General features: G+C 60.6%; 16 protein-coding genes. 11 read left to right on the top strand and 5 right to left on the bottom strand.

Annotation, left to right across the window (positions count from 1 at the left end):
- Window positions 1–42: 42 nt before the first annotated feature.
- The 4 genes from pabB to ACCD02_RS24890 all read right to left on the bottom strand — a co-directional run bounded on the left by pabB (window position 43) and on the right by ACCD02_RS24890 (window position 4,544).
- Window positions 43–1,386 (bottom strand): aminodeoxychorismate synthase component I, encoded by a 1,344-nt coding sequence (pabB, locus tag ACCD02_RS24905; RefSeq protein WP_413307956.1) that lies wholly within the window; start codon window positions 1,384–1,386, stop codon window positions 43–45.
- A gap of 83 nt (window positions 1,387–1,469) precedes the next feature.
- Entirely contained in the window at window positions 1,470–2,468 is a 999-nt protein-coding gene (locus ACCD02_RS24900) for an alpha-L-glutamate ligase-like protein (RefSeq protein ID WP_413307954.1), read from the bottom strand.
- A complete protein-coding gene (locus ACCD02_RS24895; RefSeq protein ID WP_413307952.1) occupies window positions 2,465–4,003 on the bottom strand; it encodes an inactive transglutaminase family protein in 1,539 nt (512 codons plus the stop codon). The genes ACCD02_RS24900 and ACCD02_RS24895 overlap by 4 nt, the downstream gene beginning before the upstream one ends.
- Before the next feature lie 4 nt (window positions 4,004–4,007).
- Complete coding sequence (locus tag ACCD02_RS24890) at window positions 4,008–4,544, bottom strand: ATP-dependent zinc protease (protein WP_413307949.1); 537 nt, start codon at window positions 4,542–4,544, stop codon at window positions 4,008–4,010.
- Window positions 4,545–4,796: 252 nt separating this feature from the next.
- On the opposite strand from ACCD02_RS24890, the gene ACCD02_RS24885 reads away from it, so the two are divergent.
- The 5 genes from ACCD02_RS24885 (at window position 4,797) to prpF (ending at window position 11,711) form a co-directional block, all read left to right on the top strand.
- A complete protein-coding gene (locus tag ACCD02_RS24885) occupies window positions 4,797–5,504 on the top strand; it encodes a GntR family transcriptional regulator (protein WP_413307946.1) in 708 nt (235 codons plus the stop codon).
- Window positions 5,501–6,388, top strand: coding sequence for a methylisocitrate lyase (gene prpB, locus ACCD02_RS24880; protein WP_413307944.1), 888 nt, complete (start codon window positions 5,501–5,503; stop codon window positions 6,386–6,388). The genes ACCD02_RS24885 and prpB overlap by 4 nt, the downstream gene beginning before the upstream one ends.
- 193 nt (window positions 6,389–6,581) lie before the next feature.
- Entirely contained in the window at window positions 6,582–7,709 is a 1,128-nt protein-coding gene (gene prpC, locus ACCD02_RS24875) for a 2-methylcitrate synthase (protein ID WP_413307941.1), read from the top strand.
- A gap of 76 nt (window positions 7,710–7,785) precedes the next feature.
- Window positions 7,786–10,374: a Fe/S-dependent 2-methylisocitrate dehydratase AcnD gene (acnD, locus tag ACCD02_RS24870; RefSeq protein ID WP_413307938.1), complete on the top strand. Its 2,589-nt coding sequence runs from the start codon at window positions 7,786–7,788 to the stop codon at window positions 10,372–10,374.
- 161 nt (window positions 10,375–10,535) lie between these two features.
- On the top strand, window positions 10,536–11,711 hold the full coding sequence (prpF, locus tag ACCD02_RS24865) for a 2-methylaconitate cis-trans isomerase PrpF (RefSeq protein ID WP_413307935.1): 1,176 nt from the start codon (window positions 10,536–10,538) through the stop codon (window positions 11,709–11,711).
- Window positions 11,712–11,861: 150 nt separating this feature from the next.
- Here prpF and ACCD02_RS24860 read toward each other — a convergent pair whose 3' ends face one another.
- Window positions 11,862–12,680 carry a pyruvate, water dikinase regulatory protein gene (locus ACCD02_RS24860; RefSeq protein WP_413307933.1) on the bottom strand — a complete coding sequence of 273 codons (819 nt, stop codon included), beginning with the start codon at window positions 12,678–12,680 and terminating at the stop codon, window positions 11,862–11,864.
- Window positions 12,681–12,863: 183 nt separating this feature from the next.
- Here ACCD02_RS24860 and ppsA point away from each other — a divergent pair, with 183 nt between their 5' ends.
- The 6 genes from ppsA to ACCD02_RS24830 all read left to right on the top strand — a co-directional run bounded on the left by ppsA (window position 12,864) and on the right by ACCD02_RS24830 (window position 19,167).
- Entirely contained in the window at window positions 12,864–15,239 is a 2,376-nt protein-coding gene (gene ppsA, locus ACCD02_RS24855) for a phosphoenolpyruvate synthase (protein WP_413307930.1), read from the top strand.
- A 110-nt stretch (window positions 15,240–15,349) separates the two neighbouring features.
- Window positions 15,350–16,342, top strand: a complete 993-nt coding sequence (locus tag ACCD02_RS24850; protein WP_413307927.1) for an alpha/beta fold hydrolase — start codon at window positions 15,350–15,352, stop codon at window positions 16,340–16,342.
- A 167-nt stretch (window positions 16,343–16,509) separates the two neighbouring features.
- Window positions 16,510–16,998, top strand: a complete 489-nt coding sequence (gene rraA / locus ACCD02_RS24845; protein ID WP_259100214.1) for a ribonuclease E activity regulator RraA — start codon at window positions 16,510–16,512, stop codon at window positions 16,996–16,998.
- A gap of 11 nt (window positions 16,999–17,009) precedes the next feature.
- Window positions 17,010–18,005, top strand: coding sequence for a zinc transporter ZntB (locus ACCD02_RS24840; protein ID WP_413307924.1), 996 nt, complete (start codon window positions 17,010–17,012; stop codon window positions 18,003–18,005).
- 89 nt (window positions 18,006–18,094) lie between these two features.
- Window positions 18,095–18,340 carry a CrfX protein gene (locus ACCD02_RS24835; protein ID WP_259100208.1) on the top strand — a complete coding sequence of 82 codons (246 nt, stop codon included), beginning with the start codon at window positions 18,095–18,097 and terminating at the stop codon, window positions 18,338–18,340.
- A gap of 2 nt (window positions 18,341–18,342) precedes the next feature.
- On the top strand, window positions 18,343–19,167 hold the full coding sequence (locus ACCD02_RS24830; RefSeq protein ID WP_259100205.1) for a mechanosensitive ion channel family protein: 825 nt from the start codon (window positions 18,343–18,345) through the stop codon (window positions 19,165–19,167).
- Window positions 19,168–19,238 lie beyond the last annotated feature (71 nt).

Below are 19,238 nucleotides of genomic sequence, written 5' to 3'. Positions count from 1 at the left end.
CCCCCGAGTCGCGGCATTCGCGGGCAAGCCTCGCTCCTACAGTCAAAGGCGTTGCAGGGTTTCCAGCAGTATCCGTACCTTGGTAAACGATTCCTGATACTCGGCCTCGCAGTCCGAGTCGGCGACGATGCCGCCGCCGCCCCAGCAGGATACCTGACCGTCCTTGATCAGCAGGCTGCGGATGGCGATGGAGCTGTCCATCTCGCCGCGCACATCCAGATAGATCAACGATCCGCAATACAAGGCGCGGCGGCTGGGTTCCAGTTCGTCGATGATCTGCATTGCGCGGATTTTCGGCGCACCGGTGATGGAGCCGCCGGGGAAACTGCCGGCGATCAGGTCCAGGGCGTCGTGATCGGCGGCCAGCTCGCCGGTCACGCTGCTGACCAGGTGATGCACGTTGGGGTAGCTCTCCAGGCTGAACAGCTCCGGCACTTTTACCGAGCCGATGCGGCAGCTGCGGCCCAGATCGTTGCGCAGCAGGTCGACGATCATCAGGTTTTCCGCACGGTCCTTGGCGCTGGCCAGCAATTCGGCGGCGTAAGCAGCGTCTTCGCCAGCATCACGGCCACGAGGACGGGTGCCTTTGATCGGCCGGGTCTCGACCTGGCGCTGGCTGACTTTGACGAAACGCTCGGGGGAAAGGCTCAGCACGGCATTGTCACCTTCCAACGCCATATAGCCGGAGAAGGGCGTAGGGCACGCCACGCGCAACGTGCAATAGGCGGCCCAGGGATCGCCCTGGCAGCGGGCCTGGAAGCGTTGCGTAAGGTTGACCTGGTAGCAGTCGCCGGCCTGGATATAGGCCTGGATCCGCTCGAAGGCCACACGGTAGTCGTCGGCGCTGATACTGGTCTGGAATGGGCCGTCGAGTTTGAAGCGGGCTTGATCAACGGGTGCAGCTGCATTGAATAGCGTCAGCAGACGCTGCCGCTCGGTTTCAGCAAGGCTGGGGTGAAACACCAGTTGCGACGTGCCATTTTGGTGATCGCTGATCAACGCCCAGGCATACAGCCCCAGCCGCGCCTGCGGCAGTCGCAGGTCATCCACGGCCTTGTTCGGCAGCGGTTCCAGGCGCCGACCGAAGTCATAGCTCAGGTAACCGATCAGGCCACCGGCGAAAGGCAGTTCGCAGTGTTCGGGCAATTGTGCCTCGCCCAGTTGCGCAAGGCTCTGACGCAGGTGTTGGAGAAAGTCGGCGCCGCTCTCGTCATTGTCGACACTCAGTTGCTGCTGCGGCCAGGCGCTGAGCAGGTCGTAGCGCCCGCGTTCAGCAGTCGGCCGGCCACTGTCGAGCAGCACCGCGCCCGGCGCATGGCGCACTCGGGAGAAATAGTCGACGGGGTTGCTGTGATAGGGCAGCGAATGGACAGAGCAGATCGGCATGGAGGAAAAATCGGTCAGCGGAGCGCGGGTGGCGATTGTAGTCCGCTTGGGTGGGATCGGGAAATGTTGGTTCTTGTTTCAACTCAAACCGCTGTGTCGGAATTGACATGGGGCACATGCCCAAACAACTCTTGCACAAACCTGACCCGCTCTTCAGGGTTTTCCGTGCGCCCTTCCAGAGCCAACTGCGCCAACCGCGCTTCCACCGCCTGGGTCCTGTGGGTCAGGCCGCAGTCATTGGCGATCTGGATATTCAGGCCGGGGCGGGCGTTGAGTTCGAGGATCAACGGGCCTTTCTCCTGATCCAACACCATGTCGACGCCGATATAACCCAGGCCGCACAGCTCATGGCATTCGGCTGCCAGTCGCATGAAACCGTTCCAGTCGGGCAGTTGCACGCCGTCCACAGTCTGGGCGGTATCCGGGTGCTTGCTGATGATGTTGTTCAGCCAGGTGCCTTGCAGGGTGATGCCGGTCGCCAGGTCGACACCAACGCCGATGGCGCCCTGGTGCAGGTTGGCCTTGCCGTTGGACTGGCGGGTTGGCAGGCGCAGCATGGCCATGACCGGGTAGCCCATCAGCACGATGACGCGGATATCCGGTACGCCTTCGTAGCTGATGCTCTTGAAGATCGGGTCGGGGGTGACACGGTATTCGATCAGCGCGCGGTCGCGGTGGCCGCCCAGGGAATACAGGCCGGTGAGGATGCTGGAGATCTGGTGCTCGATTTCGCCGTGGCTGACGATGCGTCCGGAAATGGTGCGAAAGCGCTCTTCGAAACGATCAGCAATAACCAGGATGCCATCACCGCCCGCGCCCATGGCCGGCTTGATCACGAAATCGTTGCGGCCGTCGATGATCTGGTCAAGGCGATCGATCTCCTTTTCCGTAGAGATCACCCCGTACATCTGCGGCACGCGGATTCCGGCCTGAATGGCACGCAGCTTGGTGGTGATCTTGTCGTCGACAATGGGGTACAGGCTGCGCTTGTTGTATTTGAGCACGTAGTCGGCGTTACGCCGGTTGATGCCCATGATGCCTTTGGCTTCCAGCGCCTTCCAGGTCTTCCACCAGCCGATCATTTGTGTTCATCCTCCTTGATGAAGGCCTTGAAGCGCATCAGTTCGGTGAGGCGGTAGCCGCGATAACGACCCATGGCCAGCATGAAGCCGACCAGGATCAGCAGCACGGCCGGGAAGGTGAAGACGAAGTAGGTTAGCTCCGGCACGCTCATGATCAGGTGCGCCAGGGATGCGGCGAACAGGGTGCCGATGGCGACTTTCATGGCATGGCTGGCGCCGCGTTCTTCCCAGGTGATGGACAGGCGTTCGATGGTCATGGTCAGGATCACCATGGGGAACAGCGCCACGGACAGGCCCCGTTCCAGGCCCAGTTTGTGACTGAACAGGCTGATGGCGGCAATCAGCACCACGACAAAAGTCAGCACCACCGACAGACGCGGCAGCATCTGTAACTTGAGATGTTCCAGGTACGAGCGCAGCGACAGGCCCAGGGCGGTGATCAGGGTGAACAGCACGATACCGAAGCCCAGCTGGGTCTCGCGGAACGCCAGGGCGATCAGCACCGGCGTGAAGGTACCGAGGGTCTGCAGGCCGATCAGATTGCGCAGGATCAGGATCACCAGCACGCCGATGGGGATCATCACCATGATCATGAAGGTCTGCTGGGTTTGCAGCGGCAGGCCATAGAGTGAATAGGAGAGGAAGTCGGCGTCGGAGTTTTCGTCGGTCAGCTTGGCCAGGCGGATGGCGTTCATTTCGCTGTTATTGAGGCTGAAATTGACCGTGGCTTTCTTGCCGCCTTCAACGGTGATCAGGTTTTCATCGCCGGTCCACCACAGCAGACGATCCTCGGGCAGGCCCTGGGCGCCGGTATCCGGGTTGAAGTACAGCCAGTCCTTGCCATTGAAGCTGCGCAGCCAGAGCTCCGGCGTCTGGGGCTGGTCGGCGATCAGGCGGATGGTGTGGACCTTTTCCAGCGGCACATGGGCGATGGACAGCAGCAGCTCGGTCACTCGCGCCTTGTTTGGGGTCGAAGTGTCCCCGGCCAGCAGCAGCTTGACGTTGTCGTCGCTGAGTGTGTTGACCCGCTTGATGGCTTCGCCGATGAAGGTCTCGACGTCTGCCGAGTGCTGACGGATGGGGGCAAGCAAGGCTTCGGCGGCGATTTTCTCGGGACCGTCGATCACCATGCTGTCGCGGAAGATCGGGCCCTTGGTGCGCGGCTTGTCGCCGTTGTAGCGCTTGGTCAGGACCAGACGGTAATAAAGCGTCTGATTGCCACTGGCGCGCCGGGCCGACCAGGTCACCTTGCGATTGCCGTCGATGCGGTTGACGCTGACCCCGTAGTTATTGGAGATAAAGCTTTCGTTGAGGCTGATGTAATCCCGGGCCAGGGGCGGCACGAACATCTGGACCTTGACCGGATCCTTGGCGCTGGCAACGAACTCGACCTTGGCGTCGATATTCCACAGGTCGTCGGTTTCGTCTTCGGTCACCGGGATGCCCAGCGCGACGATCTGATAAGCCGTGATGGCAATGCCCAGGGTCACCAGGACGGCAATCAGGATTTTCAGATGCAGGTTGAGAGAACGCATGGATTTACTCTTTGGGCCTGGCAACAGGAGGGCAGCTCGGTTTGCCCTTTGAATATTTCAGGCTGGGATCGACCAGGGCGTCGAAGCGCTTGAGCGCCTCGGAGCCAATCAAAAGCGGGTATTGGAATGCACTTCGGTCGGTCAAGTTCACTTCCAGGGTGCGTAAAACTTTACCCATGCACACATCCAGGCTGATCACCGGCCGGGCGCTGTACTTTTTCTCGTCATCGGGGCTGTAGTCGTCGGCCCGGCGCTTGATCTTGCTCAGGCGTTGCAACGGGCGTTCGATCGGATGCTGGTGGGCGTCGTCGATGGCCAGGTAGAAGCGCACCCAGCCTTCGCCATCACGGGTGAAGTGGGTGATATCCCGGGCGCTGAGGGAGGCGGTATGGGCCCCGGTGTCGAGTTTGGCGGCAACCTGCAGGTCGATATCGGCGAGTTCTGCGTATTCGTTCAGGCCGTAAACGGTCTTGTCGGCGGCTTCTCCTGTGCTGGCCAGCAATAACAGGAGTAGCAGCGAAGAGGGGGTTCTGAGTCTCATAGATCCTGGCGCGGTGAGGGGCGCAGCCCCCGATAGTGATCGGATGTACCGTCCATTTGGCTCGATCGAAGCGGGCCGGATTCTAGCATGAAGGTGCCGGGCCGCCAGTTTTCAGAGGTGGGCAAGTGTTTATAAAAGTTTCTCCTGAAAAGCATCGGGATTAGACGATTGTCGACAATGTAGATTTTTTCTTTGACTGATTTAAGTGTTATGGCTAGATTTGTCGGTATTGATTTGAAAGGTGTCGACAATATGCTGGGTGAGGTAGAAAGCCCGTTAAACGGCCATGACGAGTCGGAGACCCTTTCCGAAAACGTCTTCCGGCGTATCCAGGCGGCCATCGTCAAGGGTGAGATCGCCCCCGGCAGCAAGATTTCCGAACCGGAGCTGGCGCGTACCTACGGCATCAGCCGTGGGCCCTTGCGTGAAGCAATCCATCGTCTGGAGGGGCAGCGCCTGCTGGTGCGGATCCCCCATGTCGGCGCCCGAGTGGTGTCCCTGAGCCATGCCGAGTTGATCGAACTCTACGAAATCCGCGAATCCCTGGAAGGCATGGCCTGTCGCCTGGCAGCCGAGCGCATGACCGTGGAAGAAATCGACGAATTACGCCGGGTCCTCGATACCCACGAGCGCGACGCGGCATTCCAGGCCGGGGTTGGCTATTACCAGCAGGAAGGCGATTTCGACTTTCACTATCGGATCATCCAGGGCAGCGGCAACCGCACCCTGAGCCAGATGCTCTGCGGCGAGCTGTACCAACTGGTGCGCATGTACCGCATCCAGTTCTCCAGCACGCCCAACCGCCCGCACCAGGCCTTTGCCGAACACCACCGCATTCTCGACGCCATCTCCGACCGTGATGGCGAACTCGCCGAATTGTTGATGCGCCGCCATATCGGCGCCTCCAAACGCAATATCGAGCGGCATTACCAGGCTGCTCCAGACCGAGGTGAAAAATGACCAGAAGCACTCCCGGCCAGCGTTTTCGCGACGCCGTCGCCAGCGAACAGCCCCTGCAAGTCGTCGGCGCAATCAATGCCAACCACGCTCTGCTGGCCAAGCGTGCCGGCTTCAAGGCGATCTACCTGTCCGGTGGCGGCGTGGCGGCCGGTTCCCTCGGCGTGCCGGATCTGGGCATTACCGGTCTCGACGACGTCCTGACCGATGTCCGGCGGATTACCGATGTCTGCGATCTGCCGCTGCTGGTGGATGTCGACACCGGCTTTGGCTCGTCGGCATTCAACGTGGCGCGTACGGTCCGTTCGATGGTCAAGTTCGGCGCGGCAGCGATTCACATCGAGGATCAGGTCGGCGCCAAGCGTTGTGGCCATCGTCCCAACAAGGAAATCGTCTCCCAGCAGGAAATGGTCGACCGCATCAAAGCGGCCGTGGATGCCCGTACCGATGACAGCTTCGTGATCATGGCGCGCACCGATGCCCTGGCGGTGGAAGGTCTGGAGTCGGCGCTGGAACGGGCCGAAGCCTGCATCGAGGCCGGTGCCGATATGGTCTTCCCCGAAGCCATCACCGAGCTGGACATGTACAAGCTGTTCGCCGCCCGGGTACGCGCGCCGATCCTGGCCAATATCACTGAGTTCGGCGCCACGCCGCTGTATACCGTTGACGAACTGCGCAGCGCCGACGTGTCCCTGGTGCTGTACCCGCTGTCGGCGTTCCGCGCCATGAACAAGGCAGCGGAAAACGTCTACGGTGCGATCCGCCGCGATGGCTCGCAAAAGAATGTGATCGACACCATGCAGACCCGCATGGAGCTGTACGACGCCATCGATTACCACACCTTCGAGCAGAAGCTTGATGCGCTGTTTGCGCAGAAAAAGTCCTGAAGCAGGTCGGTGCGACGCATTACGAGGATCGTCTGTGGGAGCGAATTCATTCGCGAAAGCGGTATTTCAGATGGCAGATATGTGTCGGATGTACCGGCCTTTCGTGAATAAATCCGCTCCCACTGAATTTGCTACCACAGTTCCAGAAAAATGAATTGCCGATTCCCTAACAAATTCAAGATTGGAGACAGCAATGGCAGAAGCAAAAGTATTAAGCGGCGCCGGCCTGCGTGGCCAGGTCGCCGGGCAGACGGCGTTGTCCACCGTGGGACAGGCCGGTGCCGGATTGACTTATCGTGGCTACGACGTCCGTGAGTTGGCCGCCGAAGCGCGTTTCGAAGAAGTCGCCTACCTGCTGTTATATGGCGATCTGCCGAGCCAGGCCCAGCTGGATGCCTACCTGCACGAACTCCAGGGGCTGCGTGACCTGCCGCAAGCTTTGAAGGAAGTACTGGAGCGGATTCCGGCCAGCGCCCATCCCATGGATGTCATGCGTACCGGTGCGTCGATGCTCGGCAATCTGGAGCCCGAAGAGGATTTCAGCCAGCAGCTGGCCGCGACCAACCGTCTGTTGGCGGCGTTCCCGGCGATCATGTGCTACTGGTATCGCTTCAGCCACGAAGGCAAGCGCATCGAGTGCGTGACCGACGAGCCGTCCATTGGCGCGCACTTCCTGCATCTGCTGCTGGACAAGAAGCCCAGCGAGCTGCACGCCAAGGTTATGGACGTGTCGCTGATCCTCTACGCCGAGCACGAATTCAACGCCTCGACTTTCACGGCGCGGGTCTGCGCTTCGACCCTGTCGGACCTGTTCTCCTGCATCACCGCCGCCATCGGCAGCCTGCGTGGCCCGCTGCATGGCGGCGCCAACGAGGCTGCCATGGCCATGATCGAGCGCTTCAGCTCGGCCGAAGAAGCGGTCAAGGGCACCCTTGGCATGCTCGAGCGCAAGGACAAGATCATGGGCTTCGGTCATGCGATCTACAAAGACTCCGATCCGCGCAACGAGGTGATCAAGGGCTGGTCGAAAAAACTCGCCGACGAAGTGGGGGATACCGTGCTGTTCCCGGTTTCCGAAGCTATCGACAAGACCATGTGGGAGCAGAAAAAACTGTTTCCCAACGCCGACTTCTATCACGCCTCGGCGTACCACTTCATGGGTATCCCGACCAAGCTGTTCACGCCGATCTTCGTCTGTTCGCGCCTGACCGGCTGGGCCGCCCACGTCTTCGAGCAACGTGCCAATAACCGCATCATTCGTCCAAGCGCCGAATACATCGGCGTCGAACAGCGCAAGTTCGTGCCCATCGAACGTCGCTGACCGGGGGAGGGGAGGCGCTGCGAACCACGGCGCTCCCCATCCATCCTCTGCCACTACCGTGATCGAGCCCTGTGCCATGAATTCTGAATACCGCAAGCTGCTACCCGGCACCCACCTGGATTACTTCGACGCCCGCGCGGCAGTCGAGGCCATCCAGCCGGGGGCCTATGCCACTCTGCCGTACACCTCCCGGGTATTGGCGGAAAACCTGGTCCGCCGTTGCGATCCAGCGACGCTCAAGGCGTCCCTGAGTCAGTTGATCGAGCGCAAGCGTGACCTGGACTTCCCGTGGTTCCCGGCCCGGGTGGTCTGCCATGACATCCTCGGCCAGACCGCCCTGGTCGACCTGGCCGGCCTGCGCGATGCCATTGCCGAGCGCGGTGGCGATCCGGCCCAGGTCAACCCGGTGGTGCCGGTGCAATTGATCGTCGACCACTCCCTGGCGGTGGAGTGCGGCGGTTTCGATCCGGATGCCTTCGCCAAGAACCGCGCCATCGAAGACCGGCGTAACGAAGACCGTTTCCACTTCATTGACTGGACCAAATTGGCGTTCAAGAACGTCGAAGTGATCCCCCCCGGCAACGGCATCATGCACCAGATCAACCTGGAGAAAATGTCGCCGGTGGTGCAGGTCCGTGAAGGCGTGGCCTTTCCCGATACGCTGGTCGGTACCGACAGCCATACTCCGCACGTCGATGCGCTGGGTGTGATCGCCATTGGCGTCGGCGGCCTGGAAGCCGAGAACGTTATGCTCGGCCGGGCCTCCTGGATGCGCCTGCCGGACATTATCGGTGTCGAACTCACCGGCCAGCGTCAGCCTGGCATTACTGCCACGGACGTGGTCCTGGCCCTGACCGAGTTCCTGCGCAAACAGAAAGTGGTGGGGGCCTGGCTGGAGTTCTACGGCGCAGGTGCGTCGAGCCTGACCCTTGGCGACCGTGCGACCATTTCCAATATGGCCCCGGAATACGGCGCCACGGCGGCGATGTTCTCTATCGATTCGCAGACCATCGACTACCTCAAGCTCACCGGCCGCGAAGACGAGCAGGTCGCCCTGGTCGAGCTGTATGCCAGGGAAACCGGGCTGTGGTCTGACAGTTTGAAAGGCGCCGAGTACGAGCGCGTACTGAGCTTCGATCTGTCCAGCGTGGTGCGCAATATGGCCGGCCCGTCCAACCCCCACGCGCGGGTCGCCACCAGCGATCTGACGGCCAAGGGCATTGCCGGGCAGTGGCAGGACATACCGGGGCAAATGCCTGACGGTGCGGTGATCATTGCCGCCATCACCAGTTGCACCAATACCAGCAACCCGCGCAACGTGATTGCCGCCGGTCTGCTGGCGCGCAATGCCAACCGCCTGGGGCTGACCCGCAAGCCATGGGTCAAATCGTCCCTGGCGCCGGGTTCCAAGACCGTGGCGCTGTATCTGGACGAAGCCGGTCTGACTTCAGAGCTTGAGCAACTGGGCTTTGGCGTCGTGGCCTTTGCCTGCACCACCTGCAATGGCATGTCCGGCGCCCTGGACCCTTTGATCCAGAAGGAAATCATCGACCGCGACCTGTACGCCACGGCGGTGTTGTCGGGTAACCGTAACTTCGACGGGCGTATCCATCCCTACGCCAAGCAGGCGTTCCTTGCCTCACCGCCGTTGGTAGTGGCCTACGCCATTGCCGGAACCATCCGTTTCGATATCGAGAAGGATGTGTTGGCCGTAGTCGATGGGAAGGAAATCCGCCTCAAGGACATCTGGCCCAGCGACGAAGAAATCGATGCGGTGGTCAAGGCGTCGGTCAAGCCGGAGCAGTTCCGTCAGGTGTATATCCCGATGTTCGCCATCCAGGAGGCCGGGCCTGCGGTGCCGCCGCTGTACGACTGGCGGCCGATGAGCACCTATATCCGCCGTCCGCCCTACTGGGAAGGTGCCCTTGCCGGGGAGCGCACGCTCAAGGGCATGCGGCCGCTGGCGGTGCTGCCGGACAACATCACCACCGATCATCTGTCGCCGTCCAACGCCATCATGCTGAACAGCGCCGCCGGCGAATATCTGGCGAAAATGGGCCTGCCGGAGGAGGACTTCAACTCCTACGCGACTCACCGCGGCGACCACCTGACCGCCCAGCGGGCGACCTTTGCCAACCCGCAACTGGTCAACGAAATGGCGGTGGTCGATGGTCAGGTGAAAAAAGGCTCCCTGACCCGCATCGAGCCGGAAGGCACGGTCACGCGCATGTGGGAAGCCATCGAAACCTACATGTCGCGCAAGCAGCCGCTGATCATCATTGCCGGTGCTGACTACGGGCAAGGCTCGTCCCGTGACTGGGCGGCCAAGGGTGTGCGTCTGGCCGGGGTCGAGGCCATTGCCGCCGAAGGCTTCGAGCGCATCCACCGCACTAACCTGGTCGGCATGGGCGTGTTGCCCCTGGAGTTCAAGCCGGGCGTCAACCGCCTGACTCTGGGCATTGACGGCAGCGAAACCTACGACGTGATCGGCAAGCCGACGCCCCGCGCGACCTTGACCCTGGTGATCAATCGCAAGGACGGCGAACGCCTGGAAGTGCCAGTGACCTGCCGCCTGGATACGGCCGAGGAAGTGTCGATCTACGAGGCGGGTGGCGTGTTGCAGCGCTTTGCCCAGGATTTCCTGGAGTCGTCAGTGGCGGTTTAATACTCCGTATCTGAATTGGAATGGGATCTGTAGGAGCTGCCGAAGGCTGCGAAAGCGGTGTATCAGGCAAATTGGTTCGCAGCCTTCGGCAGCTCCTACAGGTTCCGTGTTTGCCGCGCGAGCATGCGGCATATTCATCCTTTTAAAAGGACAAGATTCCCATGGCTTTTCCGGCACAAATCAAGATCCCCGCCACCTACATGCGCGGCGGCACCAGCAAGGGCGTGTTTTTCAGCCTGCAAGACTTGCCCGAATCCGCCCAGGTCCCCGGCCCGGAGCGCGATGCCTTGTTGCTGCGGGTCATCGGCAGCCCCGATCCTTATGAAAAGCAGATCGACGGCATGGGGGCGGCCACCTCCAGCACCAGCAAGACCGTGATCATCTCGAAAAGCATCAAGGCCAACCACGACGTCGATTACCTGTTTGGCCAGGTCTCCATCGATAAGCCGTTCGTTGACTGGAGCGGCAATTGCGGCAACCTTTCGGCAGCCGTCGGACCTTTCGCTATCAGCCAGGGCCTGGTGGATGCCAGTCGTATTCCGCAGAATGGCGTCGCCGTGGTGCGCATCTGGCAGGCCAATATCGGCAAGACCATCATTGCCCACGTGCCGATCACCAACGGCGCGGTACAGGAAACCGGTGACTTCGAACTGGACGGCGTGACCTTCCCGGCAGCGGAGGTGCAACTGGAGTTTATGGATCCGGCCGCCGATGAAGAGGGCGCGGGCGGTTCGATGTTCCCCACCGGGCAACTGGTGGATGACCTGGAAGTGCCCGGCGTCGGCACGCTCAAGGCGACGATGATCAATGCCGGGATCCCGACCATCTTCATCAACGCCGCCGATATCGGCTACACCGGCGCCGAGTTGCAGGGCGATATAAACGGTGACAGCAAGGCTCTGGCCATGCTGGAAACCATCCGTGCCCATGGGGCCCTGCGCATGGGCCTGATCAAACACCTGGATGAAGCGTCCACCCGCCAGCACACGCCCAAGGTCGCCTTTGTCGCGCCGCCACGGCAGTACGTATCGTCCAGTGGCAAGTCGGTGGAGGGCGCCGATCTCCTGGTCCGGGCGGTATCCATGGGCAAACTGCATCATGCCATGATGGGCACCGCAGCCGTGGCCATCGGCACCGCAGCGGCGATCCCTGGCACCCTGGTCAACCTCGCGGCAGGCGGCGGTGAGCGCAGCGCCGTACGCTTCGGTCACCCCTCGGGCACCCTGCGGGTCGGAGCCCAGGCCGATCAGGTCAATGGCGAATGGAAAGTGCTCAAGGCGGTAATGAGCCGCAGCGCGCGGATACTGATGGAAGGGTGGGTGCGGGTGCCGTTTTAAGCTTGGAGCGGCTTAGGTGGGAGTTGTGGGAGCGAATTCATTCGCGAAGAGGCCGGTACAATCGACGCATTTTTATCGCCAGAAACACCGCATTCGCGATGAGTTCGCTCCCACACAATCCGCTGTCATCGGTTTTGACGACGCAGATTATTACTTGAATCGGCGCTCCACCCCTTTCTCGACCAGCACCTTCGCCGATATCTCTTCCACCGAGTAATGCGTGGAGTTGATGTTGGGAATGTTCTCACGGCGGAACAGGTTTTCCACCTCCCGGACTTCGAATTCGCACTGGGCATAGCTGGAGTAGCGGCTGTTGGGCTTGCGTTCGTGGCGAATGGCGGTCAGGCGATCTGGATCAATGGTCAGGCCGAACAGTTTGCTACGGTGGGTCTTGAGCGCAGCGGGCAGTTGCAGGCTTTCCATATCGTCTTCAGTCAGCGGGTAGTTGGCCGCGCGGATGCCGAATTGCATGGCCATGTATAGACAGGTAGGGGTCTTGCCGCAGCGTGAGACACCGACGAGGATGATGTCGGCCTTGTCGTAGTAGTGAGTGCGTGCGCCGTCGTCGTTGTCCAGGGCGAAGTTCACCGCTTCGATGCGCTCCATGTAGTTGGAGTTGTGACCGATGGAGTGGGATTTGCCCACCGAATAGGAGGAGTGTGAACTAAGCTCCTGCTCCAGCGGCGCCAGGAAGGTCGAGAAGATGTCGATCATGAAGCCGTTCGAGGTGGCCAGGATCTCGCGTATTTCCTGGTTGACGATGGTGTCGAAAATGATCGGACGCACATCGTCCCTGTCGGCGGCGCTGTTGATTTGTTGTACCATCGCCCGCGCTTTTTCGACGCTGTCGATGTACGGCCTCGTGAACTTGTTGAACGTGATGTTTTCAAATTGTGCCAACAGGCTCTGGCCCAGGGTTTCGGCAGTGATGCCGGTGCCGTCGGAGATAAAGAAAGCAGATCGTTTCATTTGTGCTCGGGCCTTAAGCTGTTGGCGAATGTTGGCTATCATAGGCGCGCTTGCGGGCCTGGATAGTGGGCATTCTTGCTTATTTCCAGGGTCCGGGCCACACACCTGCAGGGCCGTGATGCACAACGGTTCGGCAATTTGAGCTTTTCCCAACAACATACACAGTTAAGTGGAGAGATCACCTTGGTAGAGTACGTAGTTTCCCTCGATAAGCTCGGCGTCCATGATGTGGAGCACGTGGGAGGCAAGAACGCATCCCTCGGCGAAATGATCAGTAACCTTGCAGGCGCTGGCGTTTCGGTCCCTGGTGGCTTCGCCACTACAGCTCAGGCCTACCGTGATTTTCTGGAGCAGAGCGGTCTGAACGACCAGATCCACGCTGCCCTGGATGCTCTTGATGTCGACGACGTCAACGCCCTGGCCAAGACCGGTGCGCAGATTCGTCAGTGGATCATGGAAGCCGAGTTCCCCGAGCGGCTCAATGCCGAAATCCGTACCGCCTTCGCCGAGCTGTCGGCCGGCAACCCGGATATCGCCGTTGCCGTGCGTTCTTCCGCCACTGCTGAAGACCTGCCTGATGCTTCCTTTGCCGGTCAGCAGGAAACCTTCCTGAACATCCGCGGCGTCGATAACGTCATCCGTGCGGCCAAGGAAGTCTTCGCTTCCCTGTTCAACGACCGCGCCATTTCCTACCGCGTGCACCAGGGCTTCGACCACAAGCTGGTGGCCTTGTCCGCCGGCGTGCAGCGCATGGTGCGCTCCGAAACCGGTACGGCGGGCGTGATGTTCACCCTCGACACCGAGTCGGGCTTCCGTGACGTGGTGTTCATCACCGGCGCCTATGGCCTGGGTGAAACCGTAGTCCAGGGCGCCGTCAACCCGGACGAGTTCTACGTTCACAAGGGCACTCTGGAAGCCGGTCGTCCGGCGATCCTGCGCCGTAACCTGGGCAGCAAGGCGATCAAAATGATCTACGGCGACGAGGCCAAGGCCGGTCGTTCGGTCAAGACCGTCGACGTCGATGCCGCCGAGCGCGCGCGTTTCTGCCTCAGCGATGCTGAAGTCAGCGAGCTGGCCAAGCAGGCGATGATCATCGAGAAGCATTACAAGGCGCCGATGGACATCGAGTGGGCCAAGGACGGTGACGACGGCAAGCTGTACATCGTCCAGGCGCGTCCCGAGACCGTGAAGAGCCGTTCTTCGGCCAACGTCATGGAACGCTACCTGCTCAAGGAAAAGGGCACGGTACTGGTCGAAGGCCGTGCCATCGGCCAGCGCATCGGCGCCGGCAAGGTCCGCATCATCAAGGACGTGTCCGAAATGGACAAGGTCCAGCCAGGCGACGTGCTGGTCTCCGACATGACCGACCCGGACTGGGAACCGGTCATGAAACGTGCCAGTGCCATCGTCACCAACCGTGGCGGCCGTACCTGCCACGCGGCGATCATCGCCCGTGAGCTGGGGATTCCGGCCGTGGTCGGTTGCGGCAACGCCACCCAGACCCTGGTGGATGGGCAGGGAGTAACCGTTTCCTGTGCCGAAGGCGATACCGGTTACATCTTCGAAGGCGAGCTGGGCTTCGACATCAAGACCAACTCGGTCGATGCCATGCCTGACCTGCCGTTCAAGATCATGATGAACGTCGGCAACCCGGACCGGGCTTTCGACTTCGCCCAATTGCCCAACGCCGGTGTCGGCCTTGCGCGTCTGGAGTTCATCATCAACCGCATGATCGGCGTGCACCCCAAGGCACTGCTGAACTATCCGAACCTGCCACTGGAAATCAAGGAAAGCGTCGACAAGCGCATCGCCGGTTACGACGATCCGGTCGGTTTCTACGTCGAGAAGCTGGTCGAGGGCATCAGTACCCTGGCCGCTGCGTTCACACCGAAGAAGGTCATCGTGCGTCTGTCGGACTTCAAGTCCAACGAATACGCCAACCTCATCGGCGGCAAGCTGTACGAGCCGGAAGAAGAGAACCCGATGCTGGGCTTCCGCGGTGCTTCGCGTTACATCAGCGAAAGCTTCCGCGACTGCTTCGAACTCGAGTGCCGCGCCCTCAAGCGGGTGCGTAACGACATGGGCCTGACCAACGTCGAAATCATGGTGCCGTTCGTGCGTACCCTTGGCGAAGCCAGCCAGGTCATCGATCTGCTGGCCGAAAACGGCCTCAAGCGCGGCGAAAACGGCCTGCGCATCATCATGATGTGCGAACTGCCATCCAACGCGATCCTGGCTGAAGAATTCCTCGAATTCTTCGACGGTTTCTCCATCGGCTCCAACGACCTGACCCAGCTGACTCTGGGCCTGGACCGGGACTCGGGGATCATCGCCCACCTGTTCGACGAGCGTAACCCTGCGGTCAAGAAGTTGCTGGCCAATGCCATCCAGGCGTGCAACAAGGCTGGCAAGTACATCGGTATCTGCGGTCAGGGGCCTTCCGATCACCCGGATCTGGCGCGCTGGCTGATGGATCAGGGCATCGAAAGCGTTTCCCTGAACCCCGATTCCGTACTGGAAACCTGGTTCTTCCTGGCTGAAGGTCAAGCTCCGGCCTGATAGCGCAACACCGTAAGTCGCCGACCCGCCCAGGCTTTTGCAGCCTGCGTGGGTCGGTCTTTTTTCGCAGGGGCGCTTTTGAGCGACCTTCTTGGTACAACAAGAGCAATATGCAAAGCAGCAGCACTCTTTTTCCCGTGGCCTTGATCAGCGCCGAACGTTGCGGCGACCTGATCGAGGACGTGTATCGCCTCAAACCCGCCAACAGTCCGGATTACAGCGTCGAGCTGGCGGTCACGCGTCTGGGGCTGTTCGAACACCCCGATCAGCGCGGCGTGCCGGTCATCCTGCTGCACGGCAGCTTTTCCAATCGGCGCTTCTGGTATTCACCCAAAGGCATCGGCCTGGGCGCCTATCTGGCCCGGGCCGGGTTCGATGTGTGGATCCCGGAGATGCGCGGCCATGGCCTGTCGGCGCGCAACCAGGCGTATCGCGCCAACCGTGTAGCGGACTACGCACGTTACGACCTGCCGGCCATCGCCGCCTTTGTGCGTGAACAGAGCGGGCAGATCCCGCACTGGATCGGCCACTCCCTGGGCGGCACCACCCTGGCTGCGGCGCTGGGCGGGCAATATCTGGGCGCGCCGGGAGCGGCTTCCGTGGCGTTGTTCGGCAGCCAGGTCAGCCGCACTTACTGGCCACTGAAGGTCCCGCCGGTGGAGTGGTCGGGTCGCCTGCTGCTCAAGGCCTTCGAGCATATTTCCGGCCCGCGTTTCAAGCGTGGCCCGGAAGATGAACCGGTCGGCCTGGTGCTGGAAAGCATGCGCTGGCATGGCCTGTTCGGTCGTTTCGGCGATGCCCACAGCAACTGGTGGGCAGGCCTGAAGGACGTCGAGGTACCGGTCCTGGCAGTGGCGGCAGCGGGTGATGAGCAGGACCCGGAGTGGGCCTGCCGCAAGTTGTTCGAGCAGATCGGTTCCACCGAGCGCAAATTCATCTGCCTGGGGCGCGAACACGGCTTCAGCGAGGACTTCGGCCATGTGCAGATGCTGGTCAGCAAATCTGCGCAGACCGAGGTCTGGCCACTGGTGGCCGAATGGTTGAGTGAGCGTTCGATGGTGGTCGAGGACGCATTGCCTGAGGCAGAGGTTGCGGCAGGTTAAGACGTTTGAATGATTCCGCTGCGAGACGGCAGCGGCTAAGATGTGACGAGTCAGGCAGTTTTGGTCACAAATGTAACCATTTTCTGGCTACTGTCGGACAGGCACCGTTCAACTTGATCGCGCTAGACTAGTCTGTCCCTGCGATCTTCACCTGACAGGAGTTAACCATGCATTACATCACGCCCGATCTGTGCGACGCCTACCCGGAACTGGTCCAGGTGCTCGAACCCATGTTCAGCAACTTTGGTGGCCGCGATTCCTTTGGCGGTGAAATCGTCACGATCAAATGCTTCGAAGACAACTCTCTGATCCGCGATCAGGTGGCGCTCGACGGCAAGGGCAAGGTGCTCGTGGTCGACGGCGGCGGTTCCCTGCGCCGCGCCCTGTTGGGCGACCTGCTGGCGGAGAAGGCTGCGCACAATGGCTGGGAAGGCATGGTGATCTACGGTTGCATTCGTGACGTCGATGTCATCGCCCAGACCGACCTGGGGGTCCAGGCCCTTGCCACGCACCCGATGAAGACCGACAAGCGCGGCATCGGTGATCTGAACGTGGCGGTGACCTTCGCGGGAGTTACCTTCCGTCCGGGCGAATATGTCTACGCAGACAATAATGGCGTCATCGTTTCACCATCGCCTTTGACAATGCCGGAATAAGCGAACTCTGAATGCTTGACGAAACAAACGCGCAATGGGGACTGGTCCATGCGTTGGTACTGGACGGCAAAGGCGGGGCGCGTTTCATTGCTCGTACCGATCTGCAAACCCTGCAATTGCAGTCGCACGAAAGTGTCTGGCTGCATTGGGATCGCAGCCATCCGCAAACCCACACCTGGTTGCGTGGTGCCAGTGGCCTGAGCGAATTCGCCTGTGACCTGCTGCTGGAAGAGAACACCCGGCCACGCATGCTGTCGCTGCCTGATGAAGAGCTGCTGCTGTTCCTGCGCGGGGTCAATCTCAATCCCGGTGCCGAACCGGAAGACATGGTCTCGGTGCGGATCTTCGCCGCAGCGCAGCGGGTCATTTCCCTGCGTCTGCGCCCGTTGCGTGCCACTGATGAGTTGATCGAGAAATTCAACGAGGGCAAGGGGCCGAAAACCGCCTCCGAGCTGATTCTTTACCTGGCGCAGTACCTGACCGACAAGGTCCAGGCTTTGGTCTCTGACTTGACTGAATCCATAGACGATGAAGAAGAAAGGATCGATGCCGACGAGCGGTATGAGCCGGATCACGGCAAAATGCTGCATATCCGCCGTCGTGCGGCCGGTCTGCGGCGTTTTCTCGCTCCGCAGCGGGATATCTACGGTCAACTGACGCGCTGCAAGTTGCCCTGGTTCGTCGCCGACGACGGTGATTATTGGAACGAGCTTAACAACAGCCTGACCCGCTACCTTGAAGAACTGGAGCTGACCCGCGAGCGTGTAGGGTTGGTGCTGGAGTCCGAGGATCGGCGTTTGAGCGAGCGTATGAGCCGGACCATGTACCGCTTCGGCGTAGTGACCGGGATTTTTCTGCCGATGAGCTTCCTCACCGGCCTTTTGGGTATCAACGTCGGCGGTATTCCCGGATCGGGCAGCCCGTATGGTTTTCTGGTTGCCTGCCTGATGATGGTGGCTGTGGCGCTGGGGCAATGGTGGCTGTTTAGAAAGTTGCGCTGGGTATGACGGTTACATTTTTTATGCGTTACCGGATGACTCATTTGTGACTCGCCTCAAATCGGCCACGTCTCCCAGTGACATTGCGTGAGGTGCCTATGCACGATCCGTTCGAAGAATCACTGCGTGACATGCTCAACTCGTCATCCTCCAGCCGGGATGACGATGCGTGTCTGGGTCGGGTTCTCAAGACCGCCAACCGTCAGGTCGGTGCTGGCGTGCTGTTCAGCCTGCTGGGCCGCTGGTCCCAGGCCATGATGATTGCCCTGAACAATGGTTCGGCGCATATCGCTCCGGTTTCCCGCCGTAAACAGAACAACCGCCCTGTCGATAAGGCTGAGTGAATATGGAATTGAATCTCTGGACACAGAGCCTGGTTGCCGCAATGACTGCGTTGTGGACCAAAGTCGCAAACTTCATCCCCAATCTCTTCGGTGCCCTCGTCGTGGTGCTGCTGGGATTCGTCGTGGCCAAGCTGCTCGACACCTTGCTGTCCAAGCTGCTGGCCAAGTTGGGCCTGGATCGCCTGATGGGCGGTACCGGGCTGACCAAACTGATCAGCCGCGCCGGTGTGCAGGTGCCGATATCGACCCTGATCGGCAAGATCATCTACTGGTTCGTGCTGCTTATTTTCCTGGTATCAGCTGCCGAATCGCTGGGCCTGGAGCGGGTTTCCGCCACCCTTGACATGCTGGCGCTGTATCTGCCGAAGGTATTCGGCGCGGCCCTGGTGTTACTGGTGGGCGTACTGCTGGCACAATTGGCCAATGGCTTGGTGCGCGGTGCCGCCGAGGGTGTAGGCCTTGACTACTCGGCTGGCCTGGGGCGTATCGCTCAGGGTTTGGTCATTATCATCAGTATTTCAGTGGCGATCAGTCAGTTGGAGGTCAAGACTGACCTGCTCAACCATGTGATCGTCATCGCGTTGCTGACCGTTGGTCTGGCTGTTGCTCTGGCCATGGGCCTGGGCAGCCGCGAACTGGCGAGCCAGATACTGGCCGGGATTTATGTGCGGGAGTTGTATCAGGTTGGGCAACATGTGCGTGTGGGAGGGGTCGAAGGGCAGATTGAAGAAATCGGTACGGTGAAAACCACACTGCTGACAGATGACGGCGAACTTGTGTCATTGTCCAACCGTATTCTTCTTGATCAACAAGTGAGCAGCCGATAGGCCGCTAACCTGTTAAGCTATGCCGCCACGAATAGTCGCAAATCCGCGCCGTGGCGGCCAATGACCTGACT

Source organism: Pseudomonas sp. Pseusp88, assembly GCF_047303955.1.
GTDB lineage: Bacteria > Pseudomonadota > Gammaproteobacteria > Pseudomonadales > Pseudomonadaceae > Aquipseudomonas.
Note: the sequence above shows the minus strand (reverse complement) of the source record. Positions and strands in the feature narration are given on the sequence as shown.